General features: G+C 54.5%; 27 protein-coding genes. 26 read left to right on the top strand and 1 reads right to left on the bottom strand.

Annotation, left to right across the window (positions count from 1 at the left end; translation table 11 throughout):
- The first annotated feature begins 9 nt into the window (after positions 1 to 9).
- From rplD to rplQ, 26 genes are all read left to right on the top strand, one after another.
- The gene (rplD, locus tag O3C79_RS00750; protein ID WP_010324103.1) at positions 10 to 615 is read left to right on the top strand and encodes a 50S ribosomal protein L4; all 606 of its coding nucleotides are present in this window, start codon (positions 10 to 12) and stop codon (positions 613 to 615) included.
- A complete protein-coding gene (gene rplW / locus O3C79_RS00745) occupies positions 612 to 908 on the top strand; it encodes a 50S ribosomal protein L23 (protein ID WP_010324102.1) in 297 nt (98 codons plus the stop codon). The genes rplD and rplW overlap by 4 nt, the downstream gene beginning before the upstream one ends.
- Before the next feature lie 13 nt (positions 909 to 921).
- Complete coding sequence (rplB, locus tag O3C79_RS00740) at positions 922 to 1,749, top strand: 50S ribosomal protein L2 (RefSeq protein WP_076464915.1); 828 nt, start codon at positions 922 to 924, stop codon at positions 1,747 to 1,749.
- Between the two features lie 12 nt (positions 1,750 to 1,761).
- Positions 1,762 to 2,040: a 30S ribosomal protein S19 gene (gene rpsS, locus O3C79_RS00735; protein WP_010324100.1), complete on the top strand. Its 279-nt coding sequence runs from the start codon at positions 1,762 to 1,764 to the stop codon at positions 2,038 to 2,040.
- 8 nt (positions 2,041 to 2,048) lie between these two features.
- A complete protein-coding gene (rplV, locus tag O3C79_RS00730; RefSeq protein ID WP_471777529.1) occupies positions 2,049 to 2,381 on the top strand; it encodes a 50S ribosomal protein L22 in 333 nt (110 codons plus the stop codon).
- Positions 2,382 to 2,406: 25 nt separating this feature from the next.
- Positions 2,407 to 3,087, top strand: coding sequence for a 30S ribosomal protein S3 (rpsC, locus tag O3C79_RS00725; RefSeq protein WP_076464912.1), 681 nt, complete (start codon positions 2,407 to 2,409; stop codon positions 3,085 to 3,087).
- A gap of 11 nt (positions 3,088 to 3,098) precedes the next feature.
- Positions 3,099 to 3,512, top strand: coding sequence for a 50S ribosomal protein L16 (gene rplP / locus O3C79_RS00720; protein WP_010324097.1), 414 nt, complete (start codon positions 3,099 to 3,101; stop codon positions 3,510 to 3,512).
- Positions 3,512 to 3,706, top strand: a complete 195-nt coding sequence (gene rpmC / locus O3C79_RS00715; RefSeq protein ID WP_010324096.1) for a 50S ribosomal protein L29 — start codon at positions 3,512 to 3,514, stop codon at positions 3,704 to 3,706. Before rplP ends, rpmC begins: the two co-directional genes overlap by 1 nt.
- On the top strand, positions 3,703 to 3,966 hold the full coding sequence (rpsQ, locus tag O3C79_RS00710; RefSeq protein ID WP_010324095.1) for a 30S ribosomal protein S17: 264 nt from the start codon (positions 3,703 to 3,705) through the stop codon (positions 3,964 to 3,966). The genes rpmC and rpsQ overlap by 4 nt, the downstream gene beginning before the upstream one ends.
- A gap of 88 nt (positions 3,967 to 4,054) precedes the next feature.
- Complete coding sequence (rplN, locus tag O3C79_RS00705; RefSeq protein WP_010324094.1) at positions 4,055 to 4,423, top strand: 50S ribosomal protein L14; 369 nt, start codon at positions 4,055 to 4,057, stop codon at positions 4,421 to 4,423.
- Positions 4,424 to 4,523: 100 nt separating this feature from the next.
- On the top strand, positions 4,524 to 4,847 hold the full coding sequence (rplX, locus tag O3C79_RS00700) for a 50S ribosomal protein L24 (protein WP_010324093.1): 324 nt from the start codon (positions 4,524 to 4,526) through the stop codon (positions 4,845 to 4,847).
- A gap of 14 nt (positions 4,848 to 4,861) precedes the next feature.
- Positions 4,862 to 5,401, top strand: a complete 540-nt coding sequence (gene rplE, locus O3C79_RS00695) for a 50S ribosomal protein L5 (protein ID WP_076464909.1) — start codon at positions 4,862 to 4,864, stop codon at positions 5,399 to 5,401.
- A gap of 13 nt (positions 5,402 to 5,414) precedes the next feature.
- Positions 5,415 to 5,720: a 30S ribosomal protein S14 gene (gene rpsN, locus O3C79_RS00690; RefSeq protein WP_010324091.1), complete on the top strand. Its 306-nt coding sequence runs from the start codon at positions 5,415 to 5,417 to the stop codon at positions 5,718 to 5,720.
- An 82-nt stretch (positions 5,721 to 5,802) separates the two neighbouring features.
- On the top strand, positions 5,803 to 6,195 hold the full coding sequence (rpsH, locus tag O3C79_RS00685) for a 30S ribosomal protein S8 (protein ID WP_010324090.1): 393 nt from the start codon (positions 5,803 to 5,805) through the stop codon (positions 6,193 to 6,195).
- A gap of 11 nt (positions 6,196 to 6,206) precedes the next feature.
- On the top strand, positions 6,207 to 6,740 hold the full coding sequence (gene rplF / locus O3C79_RS00680; RefSeq protein WP_076464906.1) for a 50S ribosomal protein L6: 534 nt from the start codon (positions 6,207 to 6,209) through the stop codon (positions 6,738 to 6,740).
- A gap of 9 nt (positions 6,741 to 6,749) precedes the next feature.
- Positions 6,750 to 7,100, top strand: coding sequence for a 50S ribosomal protein L18 (gene rplR / locus O3C79_RS00675; protein ID WP_010324088.1), 351 nt, complete (start codon positions 6,750 to 6,752; stop codon positions 7,098 to 7,100).
- Between the two features lie 11 nt (positions 7,101 to 7,111).
- Positions 7,112 to 7,615, top strand: a complete 504-nt coding sequence (gene rpsE, locus O3C79_RS00670) for a 30S ribosomal protein S5 (RefSeq protein ID WP_010324087.1) — start codon at positions 7,112 to 7,114, stop codon at positions 7,613 to 7,615.
- Positions 7,616 to 7,618: 3 nt separating this feature from the next.
- The gene (rpmD, locus tag O3C79_RS00665) at positions 7,619 to 7,801 is read left to right on the top strand and encodes a 50S ribosomal protein L30 (RefSeq protein ID WP_010324086.1); all 183 of its coding nucleotides are present in this window, start codon (positions 7,619 to 7,621) and stop codon (positions 7,799 to 7,801) included.
- A gap of 13 nt (positions 7,802 to 7,814) precedes the next feature.
- The gene (gene rplO, locus O3C79_RS00660; protein ID WP_010324085.1) at positions 7,815 to 8,249 is read left to right on the top strand and encodes a 50S ribosomal protein L15; all 435 of its coding nucleotides are present in this window, start codon (positions 7,815 to 7,817) and stop codon (positions 8,247 to 8,249) included.
- Positions 8,250 to 9,575 carry a preprotein translocase subunit SecY gene (gene secY, locus O3C79_RS00655; RefSeq protein ID WP_029511213.1) on the top strand — a complete coding sequence of 442 codons (1,326 nt, stop codon included), beginning with the start codon at positions 8,250 to 8,252 and terminating at the stop codon, positions 9,573 to 9,575.
- 17 nt (positions 9,576 to 9,592) lie between these two features.
- Complete coding sequence (gene rpmJ / locus O3C79_RS00650; RefSeq protein WP_007021200.1) at positions 9,593 to 9,709, top strand: 50S ribosomal protein L36; 117 nt, start codon at positions 9,593 to 9,595, stop codon at positions 9,707 to 9,709.
- Positions 9,710 to 9,847: 138 nt separating this feature from the next.
- Positions 9,848 to 10,204: a 30S ribosomal protein S13 gene (rpsM, locus tag O3C79_RS00645; protein ID WP_010324083.1), complete on the top strand. Its 357-nt coding sequence runs from the start codon at positions 9,848 to 9,850 to the stop codon at positions 10,202 to 10,204.
- 19 nt (positions 10,205 to 10,223) lie between these two features.
- Positions 10,224 to 10,613: a 30S ribosomal protein S11 gene (gene rpsK / locus O3C79_RS00640; protein ID WP_010324082.1), complete on the top strand. Its 390-nt coding sequence runs from the start codon at positions 10,224 to 10,226 to the stop codon at positions 10,611 to 10,613.
- A 15-nt stretch (positions 10,614 to 10,628) separates the two neighbouring features.
- Complete coding sequence (gene rpsD, locus O3C79_RS00635) at positions 10,629 to 11,249, top strand: 30S ribosomal protein S4 (RefSeq protein ID WP_010324081.1); 621 nt, start codon at positions 10,629 to 10,631, stop codon at positions 11,247 to 11,249.
- 25 nt (positions 11,250 to 11,274) lie between these two features.
- Positions 11,275 to 12,279, top strand: a complete 1,005-nt coding sequence (locus tag O3C79_RS00630; RefSeq protein WP_010324080.1) for a DNA-directed RNA polymerase subunit alpha — start codon at positions 11,275 to 11,277, stop codon at positions 12,277 to 12,279.
- 38 nt (positions 12,280 to 12,317) lie between these two features.
- Entirely contained in the window at positions 12,318 to 12,713 is a 396-nt protein-coding gene (gene rplQ, locus O3C79_RS00625; RefSeq protein ID WP_010324079.1) for a 50S ribosomal protein L17, read from the top strand.
- 132 nt (positions 12,714 to 12,845) lie between these two features.
- On the opposite strand, the gene uvrA is transcribed toward rplQ, so the two are convergent.
- Positions 12,846 to 15,665: an excinuclease ABC subunit UvrA gene (uvrA, locus tag O3C79_RS00620; protein ID WP_494384452.1), complete on the bottom strand. Its 2,820-nt coding sequence runs from the start codon at positions 15,663 to 15,665 to the stop codon at positions 12,846 to 12,848.
- Positions 15,666 to 15,741 lie beyond the last annotated feature (76 nt).

Raw genomic sequence — 15,741 nt, 5'->3', positions numbered from 1 at the left:
AGGTTTGCCATGAATCTGAATCTGACTGGAGCCACTGGATCGGTTGAAGTATCCGATCTGGCATTTGGCAAAGAGTTTAATGAGACGCTTGTGCACCAGGTTGTTACTGCCTACATGGCAGCTGGCCGCCAGGGTAGCAAAGCGCAGAAAAACCGTTCCGCAGTATCTGGTGGTGGCGCTAAGCCGTTCCGTCAGAAAGGTACCGGTCGTGCCCGTGCGGGTACTAGCCGTTCACCGCTGTGGCGTGCGGGTGGTGTTACCTTCGCTGCTCAGCCGCGTTCTTTCGCTCAGAAAGTAAACAAGAAGATGTACCGCGCTGCCATGCGTTGCATTCTGTCTGAGCTGGTACGTCAGGAGCGCCTGGTTGTCGTAGAAGACTTCCAGCTGGAAGCACCGAAAACCAAGCAGTTCGTAGCCAAGCTTGACGAGTACAAGCTGGACAACGCCCTGCTGATCACCGAAAACGTCGAGCAGAATCTGTATCTGGCTGCACGCAACGTTCCGCATGTGGACGTACGTGATGCTGCTGGTATCGACCCGGTTAGCCTGGTTGGTTTCGAGAAGGTCCTGGTGACAGTTCCTGCTCTGAAGAAAATTGAGGAGGTGCTGGCATGAACCCGGAACGCATTTATAAAGTGCTGCTCGGACCGCACATCTCTGAAAAAGCCACCATCGTTGCTGAAGGCAGCGAACAGGTAGTATTCCGTGTGGCTTCAGACGCAACCAAGCCGGAAATCAAAGAAGCCGTTGAGCAGCTGTTCAACGTTAAGGTTGCAGGCGTCAACGTTCTGAACATCAAAGGCAAGACCAAGCGCACCATGCGTGGCATGGGCAAGCGCAACGATGTTCGTAAAGCGTATGTTCGTCTGGCCGAAGGTTCTGAAATCGATTTCCTGGCGGGCGAATAAGAGGGGTTGAACCATGGCAGTTATTAAAGCGAAGCCGACCTCTGCTGGACGTCGTCATCTCGTCAAGGTGGTCAGCGAAGGTCTGCATAAAGGCAAGCCTTATGCGCCGCTGCTGGAAAAAAACAGCAAGAGCGGTGGTCGTAACAACAATGGTCGCATCACGACTCGTCACATCGGTGGCGGTCACAAGCACCATTACCGTGTAATCGACTTCCGTCGCAACAAGGATGGTATCCCGGCTCTTATCGAGCGTGTGGAATATGATCCTAACCGTTCCGCGCACATCGCCCTGGTGAAGTACGCTGACGGTGAACGTCGTTACATCATCGCGCCGAAAGGTCTGGAAGCTGGTGCTCGCATCATCTCCGGCGAAGATGCCGACATCAAGATCGGTAACACGTTGCCGCTGCGCAACGTACCGCTCGGTAGCACCGTTCACTGTGTTGAGCTGAAGCCTGGTAAAGGCGCTCAGCTGGCACGTTCAGCAGGTGCTTCCGCACAGCTGGTAGCCCGTGAGGGTACTTACGCTACTCTGCGTCTGCGTTCTGGTGAAACCCGTAAGGTTCTGGCTGAATGCCGTGCCACTCTGGGTGAAGTCAGCAACTCTGAGCACAGCCTGCGTCGACTGGGTAAAGCTGGTGCTAGCCGCTGGCGTGGTGTTCGTCCGACCGTTCGCGGTGCGGCTATGAACCCGGTTGATCACCCGCATGGTGGTGGTGAGGGTCGCAGCTCTGGTGGTCGTCACCCGGTTACTCCGTGGGGCGTACCGACCAAGGGTCACAAGACTCGCAAGAACAAGCGTACCGATAAACTGATCGTACGCCGTCGTAAGGCTAAATAAGAGGAATCAGCTGTGCCACGTTCACTGAAGAAAGGTCCATTTATCGACCTTCACCTGCTGAAGAAGGTAGAGGCTGCAATCGAAGCTAACGAACGTCGTCCGATCAAGACCTGGTCACGTCGTTCTACGGTTTTCCCGCAGTTTGTGGGACTGACTATTGCAGTACATAACGGTCGTCAGCATGTTCCGGTATTCATTACCGAAGACATGGTCGGCCATAAACTCGGCGAGTTCGCTGCGACACGTACATACCGCGGTCATGCAGCCGACAAGAAGGCCAAGAAGAAGTAAGGGGGTAGATGATGGAAGTTATCGCCAAGCACACAGGTGCTCGCATCTCCGCCCAGAAGGCCCGACTGGTCGCTGATCAGATCCGCGGTAAGTCTGTGGGCGAAGCTCTGAATATCCTGGCGTTCAGCACCAAAAAGGGTGCACACCTGGTTAAGAAAGTACTCGAGTCTGCTATCGCGAATGCGGAGCACAACGAAGGTGCTGACATCGATGAGCTGCACGTTTCTGCTATCTTCGTTGACGAAGGTATGACCATGAAGCGCATCCAGCCGCGCGCCAAAGGCCGCGCTGATCGCATCCTGAAACGTTCGTCACATATCACCGTCAAGGTGTCCGACTAACGGCTGATTGCTAGGAGATTTCAATATGGGTCAGAAAGTCAATCCGACCGGTATTCGCCTTGGCGTCGTCAAGGACCATGCGTCTGTATGGTATGCCGACAAAGCGGAATACTCAGCGAAGCTGCTGAATGACCTTCAGGTACGTAAGTACCTGGATGAGCAGCTCAAAAATGCATCTGTAAGCCGCATCGAAATCGAGCGTCCGGCCCAGAATGCCAAGATCACCATCTACACGGCGCGTCCGGGTATCGTGATCGGCAAGAAAGGTGAAGACGTCGAGAAGCTGCGCAACGCTGTTTCTCAGATGATGGGTGTGCCTGTTCACATCAACATCGAAGAAGTGCGTAAGCCGGATCTGGATGCGAAACTGGTTGCACAGGGCGTTGCCAGCCAGCTGGAACGTCGTGTCATGTTCCGTCGTGCGATGAAGCGCGCGGTTCAGAACGCGATGCGTCAGGGCGCCAAGGGCATCAAAATTCAGTTGGGCGGTCGTCTCGGTGGTGCCGAGATCGCGCGTACTGAATGGTACCGTGAAGGTCGTGTACCGCTGCACACTCTGCGTGCGGACATCGATTACGCTACCTACGAAGCCCACACCACTTACGGTGTGATTGGCGTAAAAGTCTGGATCTTCAAGGGTGAGATCCTCGGTGGTATCGAACAGGTACGTGCCGAGAAGAACGCACCCAAGAAGAAAGGTAAGTGAGGTAGACGTCAATGCTGCAACCGAAACGACTGAAATACCGCAAGGTAATGAAAGGTCGCAACCGCGGCCTGGCACAGCGCGGCAGCAAGGTCAGCTTTGGTGAATTTGCACTGAAAGCGACCGGGCGCGGCCGAATCACTGCGCGCCAGATCGAAGCTGCTCGTCGTACCATGACTCGTCACGTAAAGCGTGGTGGTAAAATCTGGATCCGTGTCTTCCCGGACAAGCCGATCACAGGTAAGCCGCTGGAAGTACGTATGGGTAAAGGTAAGGGTAGCGTTGAATACTGGGTTGCCCAGATTCAGCCTGGCAAGGTCCTGTTCGAAATGAGCGGTGTACCTGAAGAGCTCGCCGCTGAAGCCTTTGCGCTGGCTGCTGCAAAGCTGCCGGTTTCTACAACTTTTGTTAAACGGACGGTGATGTAATGAAAGCTACAGAACTGCGTGACAAGTCCGTTGAGGAGCTTCAGCAGGCTCTGCTGGGTCTTCTGAAGGACCAGTTCAACCTGCGTATGCAGAAGGCGACTGGCCAGCTGGCACAGACTCACCTGCTGGGTCAGGTTCGTCGCGACATCGCTCGCGTTAAGACAGTACTGAACGAAAAGCAGGTGGCTAAATGAGCGCGGAAAAACGTACTCGGACTGTGACCGGTAAGGTCGTCAGTGACAAGATGGATAAAACCATCACTGTTCTGGTTGAGCGTAAAGAGAAGCACCCGATTTACGGTAAATTCGTTAAGCGCTCCACCAAACTGCATGCTCACGATGAGAAGAATGAGTGTCAGATGGGTGACCTGGTGACTATCGCCGAATCCCGTCCGCTGTCCAAGACCAAAACTTGGTCTTTGATTCGCATTGAAGAGCGTGCAGCAAAGGTGTAAACTTACGCACCTTTGCTCCATTACGCCAATTCACCGTGGCTGTTTGAGGCGGTTGCGGTGATGGTTTATACAGTTTGTGGAGTAGACCATGATTCAGACTGAAACGATGCTTGATGTTGCTGACAACAGCGGCGCCAAGCGAGTGCAGTGTATTAAGGTCCTGGGTGGTTCTCACCGCCGCTACGCCTCTGTTGGCGATGTCATCAAGGTGACTGTCAAGGAAGCGATTCCGCGTGGCAAGGTGAAGAAAGGTCAGGTTCTTAAGGCTGTCGTAGTACGTACCCGTAAGGGTGTTCGTCGTCCGGACGGTTCACTGATCCGCTTTGATACTAACTCTGCGGTTCTGCTGAACGCGAACGATGCCCCGATCGGTACTCGTATCTTCGGCCCAGTAACGCGTGAGCTTCGTAATGAGAAGTTCATGAAGATCATTTCCCTGGCGCCTGAAGTGCTGTAAAGACTCTGTTTTCATAACAGATTCTGTAAAAACGCCACTCCCGTAATGGGTTTGGCGTTTTTGAGCATGAGAGGGTAGCAGGAAAGATTAAGGTAAAATAATGCGTAAGATTCGTCGCGACGATGAAGTCATCGTTATCGCAGGTAAAGACAAGGGCAAGCGCGGCAAGGTTGTGCGCGTATTGCAGAACGATCGCCTGATCGTTTCCGGCATCAACATGATCAAGAAGCACCAGAAGCCGAACCCTATGCTGGGTCAGCAGGGTGGAATCGTTGAGAAGGAAGCGGCCATCGCTACTTCTAACGTTGCCATCTTCAACGCTCAGACTGGCAAGGGTGATCGCGTGGGCTTCAAGCTGCTGGAAGACGGCACCAAAGTCCGCTTCTACAAGTCCACCGGCGAAACCATCGTTGGTGATAAGTAAGGAGATTGGTGCAAATGTCTAGATTGAAAGCGCTTTACGCAAACGAAGTTAAGCAGCAGCTGAAAGACGAGCTGAACTGCCCGAACGTCATGGCCGTTCCTCGCGTTACCAAAGTAACCCTGAACATGGGTGTTGGTGAAGCACTGGGCGACAAGAAACAGCTGGAAAATGCTGTTGCTGATATGACCGCTATCGCTGGTCAGAAGCCGATCGTTACCAAAGCACGCAAATCCATCGCGGGCTTTAAAGTACGTGAAGGCTGGCCGATCGGTTGTAAAGTCACCCTGCGTGGCGAACGTATGTGGGAATTTCTGGACCGTCTGGTAGACGTTTCTATCCCGCGTATCCGCGACTTCCGTGGCCTGAACCCGAAATCTTTCGATGGCCGTGGTAACTACAGCATGGGCGTTAAAGAGCAGATCATCTTCCCGGAAATCGACTACGACAAAGTCGACAAGCTGCGTGGTTTGGATATCACCATTACCACCACCGCGAAGAACAACGACGAAGGTCGTGCTCTGCTGGCTGCGCTGCAGTTCCCGTTCAAGAAATAAGAAGGGTTGAATAATGGCTAAGGTTTCAATGATTCAGCGTGAGCTCAAGCGCGAGAAGCTGGCAGCAAAGTTTGCCACCAAGCGTGCTGAACTCAAGGCAATTATCACAAGCCCGAACAGCTCTGAAGATGATGTTTGGGAAGCACAGGTCGCGCTGCAGAAGCTGCCGCGTGATGCTAGCCCGGTGCGTAAGCAGCGTCGTTGCCAGGTTACTGGTCGCCCGCACGCTGTATATCGCAAGTTCGGACTTTGCCGCAACAAGCTGCGTGAAGCAGCTATGCGTGGCGATGTCCCGGGCCTGAAGAAGGCGAGCTGGTAATCCGGCTCGCAAATGGTAAGCACGGTGGTCTGGGCAGGAAACTGCTACCGCATCGAGCTGCACTCAAGAGGACGTTAATAGCATGAGTATGCAAGACACCCTCGCGGATATGTTTACCCGTATCCGCAACGGCCACATGGCTGAAAAAGCCCATGTTGCCATGCCGTCTTCCAAACAGAAAGTTGCCATCGCAGCTGTTCTGAAAGAAGAAGGCTACATCGCTGACTTCGCCGTTGAAGGTGACGTCAAGCCGGTTCTGTCTGTCGAGCTGAAGTACTTCGAAGGCAAGCCGGTAATCGAAGAGATCAAGCGCGTAAGCCGTCCGTCTCTGCGTATCTACAAGAACGCATCGGAACTGCCGAAAGTCGCTGATGGTCTGGGTATCGCCATCATCTCTACCAGCAAAGGCGTCATGACTGATCGCGCTGCTCGCAAGGCAGGCATCGGTGGTGAAGTGGTCTGCACGGTCTTCTAAGAGGTATTCCAATGTCACGTATTGCGAAGAAACCCGTAGCAGTCCCGGCTGGCGTTGAGATCAAGCTGGCTGGCCAGTCTCTGACCGTTAAGGGCAAGCAGGGCGAATTGAGCCTTGATCTGCACCCGGTTGTGACTGCTGAACAGTCTGAAGGTCAGCTGGTTTTCGCTCCGCGCGATGGCGCCAAGCAGTCTATGGCACTGACTGGTACCACCCGTGCGCTGGTGAACAACATGGTGGTTGGTGTAAGTGAAGGCTTTTCCAAGACCCTGAATCTGCTGGGTGTTGGTTATCGTGCCCAGGCTAAGGGCAAGGTTCTGAACCTGACGCTTGGCTTCTCTCACCCGATCGATTACGAACTGCCCGAAGGCGTTACTGCCGAGACCCCTAACAACACTACTGTTGTTATCCGTGGTGCTGATAAGCAACGCGTAGGTCAGGTGGCTGCAGAAGTTCGCGCATTCCGTCCGCCGGAGCCCTACAAGGGTAAGGGTGTTCGTTATGAAGACGAATATGTACGCCGTAAAGAGGCTAAGAAGAAGTAAGGCAGGGTCATGAACGTTAAGAAACAAGCTCGTGTTCGTCGTGCGCGTCGTGTGCGCATGCAGATGCGTGAGCAGGGCGCCGTTCGTTTGTGCGTCAATCGCTCTCCGCGTCACATTTACGCGCAGGTTATCTCTGCTGACGGCAGCCAGGTTCTGGCCTCTGCGTCCACAGTAGAAAAGGATCTGCGTGAAGGTGCTACCGGTAACATCGAAGCAGCCAAGAAAGTGGGTGCTCTGATCGCCAGCCGTGCTAAAGAAGCCGGCGTATCCAAGGTAGCGTTTGACCGCTCCGGTTTTAAATACCACGGTCGTGTTGCAGCTCTTGCTGATGCTGCTCGCGAAGGCGGCCTGGAATTCTAAAGGTTTCTATTATGGCAAATCACGAACAGAAAGACGGTGAACTGCAAGAGAAGCTGGTTCAGGTTAACCGCGTCGCCAAAGTGGTAAAAGGCGGTCGAATCTTCGGTTTCACAGCACTGACTGTCGTAGGTGACGGTAACGGTCGCGTCGGCTTCGGTCGCGGTAAAGCACGCGAAGTACCTGTTGCTATCCAGAAAGCGATGGAGCAGGCTCGCCGTAACATGATCAGCGTACAGCTGAACGGCCACACTCTGCAGTACCCGGTGAAAGCCCGTCACGGTGCTTCCAAGGTATACATGCAGCCCGCATCTGAAGGTACTGGTGTTATCGCCGGTGGCGCGATGCGTGCGGTACTGGAACTGGCAGGTGTCCACAACGTACTGGCGAAGTGCTACGGCTCTACCAACCCGGTAAACGTAGTACGTGCAACCATCAACGGTCTGAAGCAGATGTCTGCGCCGGAAGATGTTGCGGCCAAGCGTGGCAAGTCCGTTGAAGAGATTCTGGAGAGCTAAACGATGGCCAAGACTATCAAGGTAACTCAGACTCGCAGCACCATCGGTCGTCTGCCGAAGCACATCCAGACTGTTAAAGGTCTGGGTCTGCGTCGTATCGGCCACACCGTTGAGCTGGAAGATACTCCGGCTGTGCGCGGCATGATCAACAAAGTCAACTACATGGTTAATGTAGAAGGCGAATAAGAGGAGTCACCCAATGCGTCTGAATTCTCTGCGCCCGGGCGCCGGTTCCAAACACGCTCCCAAGCGTGTCGGTCGTGGTATCGGCTCCGGTCTGGGTAAAACTTGTGGCCGTGGCCACAAGGGTCAGAAGTCCCGTTCTGGCGGTAGTGTAAAACCGGGTTTTGAAGGCGGTCAGATGCCGATTCAGCGTCGTCTGCCGAAGTTTGGCTTCACTTCCCGTCAAGCGCGTTACGTTGCTGAGGTTCGTCTGAACGAACTGGCAGCTGCTGGTGTCGACACTGTTGACCTGGCCGCGCTGAAACAGGCTGATATCATTCGTGAAGAGATCAAATCTGCACGTGTGATTCTGTCTGGTGAGATCACAAAAGCAGTCACCGTTAAAGGTCTTAAAGTGACCAAAGGTGCACAGGCTGCGATCGAAGCTGCTGGCGGAAAAGTCGAGGCGTAAATGGCTAAGCAAGGACAAGTACCGGCGGGCATGCAGAGCGGTCTGAAAGAGCTTTGGGCTCGACTCAGATTTGTTCTGCTGGCGATCATTGTTTACCGGATCGGGGCGCATATCCCCGTGCCCGGTATCAACCCGGATCGCCTTGCTGCGCTGTTTGATCAGAATCAGGGGACGATCCTTAGTCTCTTCAATATGTTTTCGGGTGGCGCTCTGGAACGCATGTCGATCCTGGCGCTGGGTATCATGCCCTACATCTCTGCCTCTATCATTATGCAGTTGATGACCGTTGTGAGCCCGCAACTGGAGCAGTTGAAGAAGGAAGGAGAGGCCGGTCGCCGCAAAATCAGTCAGTACACGCGCTATGGCACGGTAATACTGGCAACCTTGCAGGCACTGGGTATGTCGGTTGGCCTGGCCAACCAGGGTGTGGCTTTCGCAGCCGACTTCAGCTTCTATTTTGTTGCTGTCGTGACTCTGGTAGCCGGTGCAGTATTCCTGATGTGGCTGGGTGAGCAGATCACCGAGCATGGCATCGGTAACGGCATCTCTATTCTGATCTTTGCCGGTATTGTGGCCGGGTTGCCCAGTGCAATCGGTCAGTCCTTTGAAGCAGCGCGTCAGGGTGACCTGAATATCCTGGCGCTGCTGGCGATTGCGGTACTCGCAATCGCGACTGTGGGCTTTGTAGTGTTTATGGAACGTGGCCAGCGCCGCATTACCATCAACTATGCGAAGCGTCAGCAGGGCCGTCGTGTCTATGCTGCCCAGTCCAGCCATCTGCCGCTGAAGGTCAATATGGCGGGTGTTATTCCGCCGATCTTCGCGTCCAGTATTCTGCTGTTCCCGGCGTCTGTAGGCCAATGGTTTGGTCAGTCAGAAGGCATGGAATGGTTGCAGGATGTGGCTCTGGCCCTTGGGCCGGGACAGCCGTTGTACATTCTGCTGTTCGCAACCGCGATTGTATTTTTCTGCTACTTCTACACGGCAATTGTTTTCAATCCGCGTGACGTAGCAGATAACCTGAAGAAATCAGGTGCCTTTATTCCAGGGATCCGTCCCGGTGATCAGTCAGCACGATACATTGATACCGTGCTCAGCCGTCTGACTCTGTTTGGCGCGCTGTATATCACAGCCGTTTCGCTGATGCCCCAGTTCCTGGTGGTAGCGTGGAACGTACCCTTCTACTTCGGTGGCACCTCGCTGCTGATCGTAGTGGTGGTGGTGATGGACTTTATGGCTCAGGTGCAGTCACATCTGATGTCACACCAGTACGAATCACTGATGAAGAAATCGAATCTTAAAGGCGGCGCAGGACTGCTGCGCTAAGCCTAATGAGGTGGATCATGAAAGTACGTGCATCTGTTAAAAAGATTTGCCGTAACTGCAAGATCGTACGTCGCAACGGTTCCGTGCGCGTGATCTGCAAAGTGGAGCCCCGTCACAAGCAGCGCCAGGGTTAATCCACAGCTGGCCGGGAGTGGAGGTGCGTAGCCTTGATTTATTTTTGATCAGGGTGTAGTATTGCGCGCCTTCCACGAACTAAAGAATGACTGGTTCTGGTGAGCATCTCCCAGAACTCTTAATATGGAGTACATTGAATGGCCCGTATAGCTGGCGTCAATATTCCTGACAATAAGCATGCGGTAATTTCTCTGACTTACATTTTCGGGATTGGCCGCACGACTGCCAAACAGATCTGTGAAGCTACCGGCATTGCGCCGAGCACAAAGATCGCAGAACTGTCTGAAGAGCAGCTCGATAATGTTCGTGGTGAAATTGCCAAGTTGACTGTCGAAGGCGATCTGCGCCGTGAAGTCAACATGAACATCAAGCGTCTTATGGACCTCGGTTGCTACCGTGGCCTGCGTCACCGTCGTAACCTGCCGGTACGTGGTCAGCGCAGCAAAACGAATGCGCGCACCCGTAAAGGCCCGCGCAAGCCGATCCGTAAGTAAGCGATAGGAATTTCCGAATATGGCTAAGCCAGGTAATCGCACTCGTAAAAAGGTTAAAAAGCAGGTAGCGGATGGCCTCGCGCACATCCACGCCTCTTTTAACAACACTATCATCACCATTACCGATCGCCAGGGTAACGCTCTGAGCTGGGCAACTTCCGGTGGTTCAGGCTTCCGTGGTTCTCGTAAGAGCACACCGTTTGCTGCACAGGTTGCAGCTGAGCGTGCCGGTCAGGCAGCTCTGGAATACGGTCTGAAAAACCTCGACGTGTTTGTGAAGGGCCCGGGACCGGGTCGTGAGTCTGCAGTTCGTGCACTGAACGGCTGCGGCTACAAGATCACAAATATCACGGACGTGACACCGATTCCGCACAACGGTTGTCGTCCGCCGAAGAAGCGTCGCGTTTAATCTGGAGACGGTAATATGGCTCGTTATCTTGGACCTAAGTGCAAGCTGTCCCGTCGTGAAGGCACCGATCTCTTCCTGAAGAGTGGTGTCCGCGCGCTTGACAGCAAGTGCAAAGCAGAAACAGTACCCGGTGTTCACGGTGCCCGTCGCGGTCGCCTGTCTGAATACGGTCTGCAGCTGCGTGAAAAACAGAAAGTACGTCGTATCTACGGCGTCCTGGAACGTCAGTTCCGTGGTTACTACAAAGAAGCAGCCCGTCGTAAGGGCTCAACAGGTGAAAACCTGCTGCAGCTTCTCGAAGGCCGCCTGGACAACGTTGTATACCGCATGGGTTATGGTTCTACCCGTGCCGAAGCACGTCAGGTTGTTTCCCATCGTCAGATCACTGTTAATGGTCAGGTTGTGAATGTTCCTTCCTACCAGGTACAGCCTGGCGACGTAGTAGCAGTTCGCGAAAAAGCCAAAAACCAGCTGCGTATCAAACACGCTCTGGAACTGGCTGCTCAGCGTGCTCCGGTTGAGTGGGTTGAAGTTGACTCTGCGAAGATGGAAGGGACTTACAAAGCCCTGCCGGAACGCAGTGATCTGTCAGCCGACATCAACGAGCACCTGATCGTCGAGCTCTACTCGAAGTAATTTTGAACTCTTGACTGGTGGAACTATGCAGCGTTCAGTAAACGAGTTTCTATACCCACGTCACATTGACGTACAGGAGATCAGCAAGACTCGCGCTAAAGTGACTCTCGAGCCGCTTGAGCGTGGGTTCGGCCACACTCTGGGCAATGCGCTGCGCCGTATCCTGCTCTCCTCCATGCCGGGATGTGCTATCTCGGAAGTGGAGATTGAAGGTGTACTGCACGAGTACAGCAGCATCGAGGGTGTTCAGGAGGATGTCATTGAGATCCTGTTGAACCTCAAAGGTGTTGCGGTTGCTCTGCATAACGGTGACGAAGCGCTCCTGACTCTTTCCAAGTCAGAAGCCGGAGCTGTGACCGCTGGTGATATCCAGCTGAATCAGGACGTCGAGGTTGCTAACCCCGACCACGTGATTGCACACCTGAACCCGGGTTCTACGCTTAACATGCAGCTGCGTGTAACGCGTGGTCGTGGCTACGTGCCTGCCGATGCGCGCACCAGCGACGAAGACGAAACTCGTGCCATTGGTCGCCTGCAGCTGGATGCCAGCTACAGTCCTGTTCTGCGCGTGTCCTATGCAGTTGAAAGTGCACGTGTGGAACAGCGTACCGACCTGGATAAACTGGTGATCGACATTGAGTCTAATGGCACAATCGATCCCGAAGAGTGTATCCGTCGTGCAGCTACCATTCTGCAGCAGCAGCTGGTGGTCTTCGTAGACCTGGAAGATGCTGGTGAGCAGACCCGTTCTGAGCCGGATGAGCCGGAGATCGATCCTGTTCTTCTGCGTCCGGTTGACGATCTGGAGCTGACTGTACGTTCCGCGAACTGTCTGAAAGCAGAGCAGATCTACTACATTGGTGACCTGATTCAGCGCACCGAAGTAGAACTGCTGAAGACTCCTAACTTGGGCAAGAAGTCTCTGACTGAGATCAAAGACGTGCTGGCATCCAAAGGCCTGTCTCTGGGCATGCGCCTGGAAAATTGGCCGCCGGCCAGCCTGAAAGGCGACGATAAAGTCGCGTCTTGAGTCTGACTTCCAGCCCTAAGTTGCAAAGGATTTAGAAAATGCGTCATCGTAAATCTGGTCGACACTTAAATCGTACAAGTGCGCACCGCAAAGCGATGTTCAAGAACATGGCAGTCTCTCTGTTCGAGCACGAGCTGATCAAGACCACTCTGCCGAAAGCGAAAGAACTGCGCCGTTTTGCTGAGCCGCTGATTACTCTGGCCAAGACTGACTCGGTTGCTAACCGTCGTCTGGCGTTCTCCCGTACCCGCAGCAATGAAGCTGTAGGTAAACTGTTCAACGAGCTGGGCCCGCGTTACGCGGCTCGTCCTGGTGGTTACGTTCGCATTCTGAAATGCGGCTACCGTGCTGGCGACAAAGCCCCGATGGCTTACGTTGAACTGGTTGATCGTCCTGCTGGTCAGGCTGTAGTTGAAGAAACTTCTGAAGATTAATTTTTTCAGCAGTTAACAAAAAACCCGGTGCCGCAAGGTCCCGGGTTTTTTTGTGTCTGCAGATCAGGGAAGGTGCCAGGCCATGCAGGGATGGAGAGGAGCATGCTGATGCGTGCTCCTCTCCCGGCAGGTTTACAGCATGGGTTTCAGGAAGCGTCCGGTATGGGACTGTTCGATGGCGGCGACCTGTTCCGGTGTGCCGGTGGCAATGATTTCACCGCCACCACTGCCGCCCTCAGGCCCAAGATCCACGATCCAGTCGGCTGTCTTGATCACATCCAGGTTATGCTCAATGACCACGATAGTGTTGCCGTGTTCGCGCAAGCGATCCAATACATTGAGCAGTTGCTGGATATCGTAAAAGTGCAGGCCGGTTGTCGGCTCGTCCAGAATATAGAGTGTCTTGCCGGTATCGCGCTTGCTGAGCTCACGTGCAAGTTTGACACGCTGGGCTTCACCGCCTGACAGCGTTGTTGCTGCCTGCCCCAGACGAATATAACTCAGACCCACATCGATCAATGTCTGCAGTCGACGTGAGAGCGCCGGAATGGCATCAAAGAATTCACGTGCATCCTCGACAGTCATATCCAGCACCTCATCGATGCTCTTGCCCTTGTAGAGGACATCGAGAGTTTCGCGGTTGTAACGTTTGCCCTTACAGACATCACAGGGTACATACACATCTGGCAGGAAGTGCATTTCCACCTTGATCACGCCATCGCCCTGACAGGCTTCACAGCGTCCACCCTTCACATTAAAGCTGAAACGTCCCGGTTTATAGCCACGCGAGCGGGCCTCCTGTGTGCCGGCAAAGAGTTCACGAATGGGTGTGAATATGCCGGTGTAGGTGGCCGGATTTGAACGTGGGGTGCGACCGATCGGGCTCTGGTCGATATCAATGACCTTATCGAGCTGTTCCAGCCCTTCAATGTCGTCATGGGGAGCGGCATCCAGCGTAGTGGCATGGTTCAGCACCGTTGCTGTGACCGGATAGAGTGTGCTGTTGATCAACGTTGACTTACCCGATCCTGATACACCGGTAATGCAGGTCAGCAGGCCCAGCGGGATTTCCAGATCCACGTTTTTAAGGTTGTTGCCGGTGGCGCCGGTCAGCTTGAGTACGCGTTCGGCATCTTTGGGCTTGCGCTCGGGTGGTACTGCAATTTCACGTGTGCCGCTGAGGTACTGGCCGGTAACCGAGTCCGGCGTGTCCATGATAGTCTGCGGTGTGCCCGCGGCAATCACCTGCCCGCCGTGTACGCCTGCGCCCGGGCCGATGTCGATCAGATAGTCAGCCATGCGGATGGCATCTTCATCATGCTCAACCACAATTACGGTGTTACCCAGGTCACGCAGATGCTCCAGAGTGTGCAAGAGGCGTTCATTATCGCGTTGGTGGAGGCCGATTGAGGGTTCGTCGAGCACATACATGACGCCGACCAGACCGGCGCCGATCTGGCTGGCCAGGCGGATACGCTGGGCCTCGCCACCGGAGAGGGTTTCAGCGCTGCGTTCCAGGGACAGGTAATCCAGTCCCACATTGACCAGGAACGTCAGGCGCTCACGGATCTCCTTCAGGATTTTCTCGGCAATCTCACCCTGTTTGCCGCTCAGTGTGAGCTGTTCAAAATAATCCCGTGCCTGGCCAATAGGCATGCGGACCACATCGGCGATAGTGCGCTGATCAATGAAGACATGACGTGCATCACGGCGCAAACGGCTGCCATCACAGCTGGGGCATGCATGCATGTTGAGATACTTGGCAAGATCATCACGAACGGTATCGGATTCCGTCTCACGATAACGGCGTTCAAGGTTGTTGATCACGCCTTCAAAGGGGTGCTCTTTCTTGACCTTGTCACCGCGATCATTGCGGTAATAGAAAGCGACATCGTCGTTGCCGGAACCATGCAGCACCACACTCTGGTGTTCGCTCGACAGTTGCTCGTATGGTGTGTCCAGATCAAATCCATAGTGCTGGGACACGGCCTGCAGCTGCTGGAAGTAATACAGACTGCGCTTGTCCCAGCCGCGGATGGCGCCCTGTGCCAGGGTCAGGGTCGGGTCCTGGATCAGCTTGCGTGGGTCAAAGTATTGCTTCACACCGAGGCCGTCGCAGGAAGGACAGGCGCCGTGCGGGTTGTTGAACGAGAACAGGCGCGGCTCCAGTTCCTGGATGCTGTGACCACAGGTAGGGCAGGCAAAGCGGGCGGAGAAAACCATCTCTTCCAGCCCGTCTTCCATCGGGATCACTCGGGCGATGCCGTCGGTGAGCTCCAGTGCTGTTTCAAAAGACTCGGCCAGACGTGTCTGCAGGTCATCACGTACCTTGATGCGGTCAACAACGACTTCTATGTCGTGTTTCTTGTTCTTGTCCAGTGTTGGTGCGTCATCCAGATCAACCACCAGGCCGTCGATGCGTGCGCGGACAAAGCCCTGGCTGCGTAACTGGTCGAGCAGATGCAGGTGTTCACCCTTGCGGCCCTGAATGACAGGCGCCAGCAGCATTACCTTGCTGCCTTCAGGCAGTGCCAATACCTGATCAACCATCTGGCTGATGGTTTGCGCTGCGAGTGGCAGGTCGTGCTCCGGGCAGCGAGGCTCACCGGCACGGGCAAACAGCAGACGCAGGTAGTCGTAGATTTCCGTGATGGTGCCCACGGTTGAACGCGGGTTATGCGAGGTCGACTTCTGCTCAATGGAAATGGCCGGTGACAGGCCTTCGATGTGATCCACATCGGGCTTTTCCATCATGGAGAGGAACTGGCGAGCGTAGGTGGACAGGGACTCAACATAGCGCCTCTGGCCTTCCGCGTAGAGCGTATCAAAGGCGAGAGAAGACTTGCCCGAGCCGGACAGGCCGGTGATCACGATCAGTTTGTCGCGGGGAATATCGAGGTCCACATTCTTCAGGTTGTGGGTGCGTGCACCCCGTACCAGAATCTTGTCCATTAGTGCTCCGCTGTCGCTGGCAAAAGAACCATTATAGAGCTTTGGTCGCGGGGGCTAAACCGCACTTATAGACTCT

Source organism: Marinobacterium sp. NO-S09 (assembly GCF_059179545.1).
This window is presented reverse-complemented; position numbering and strand designations above follow the sequence as displayed.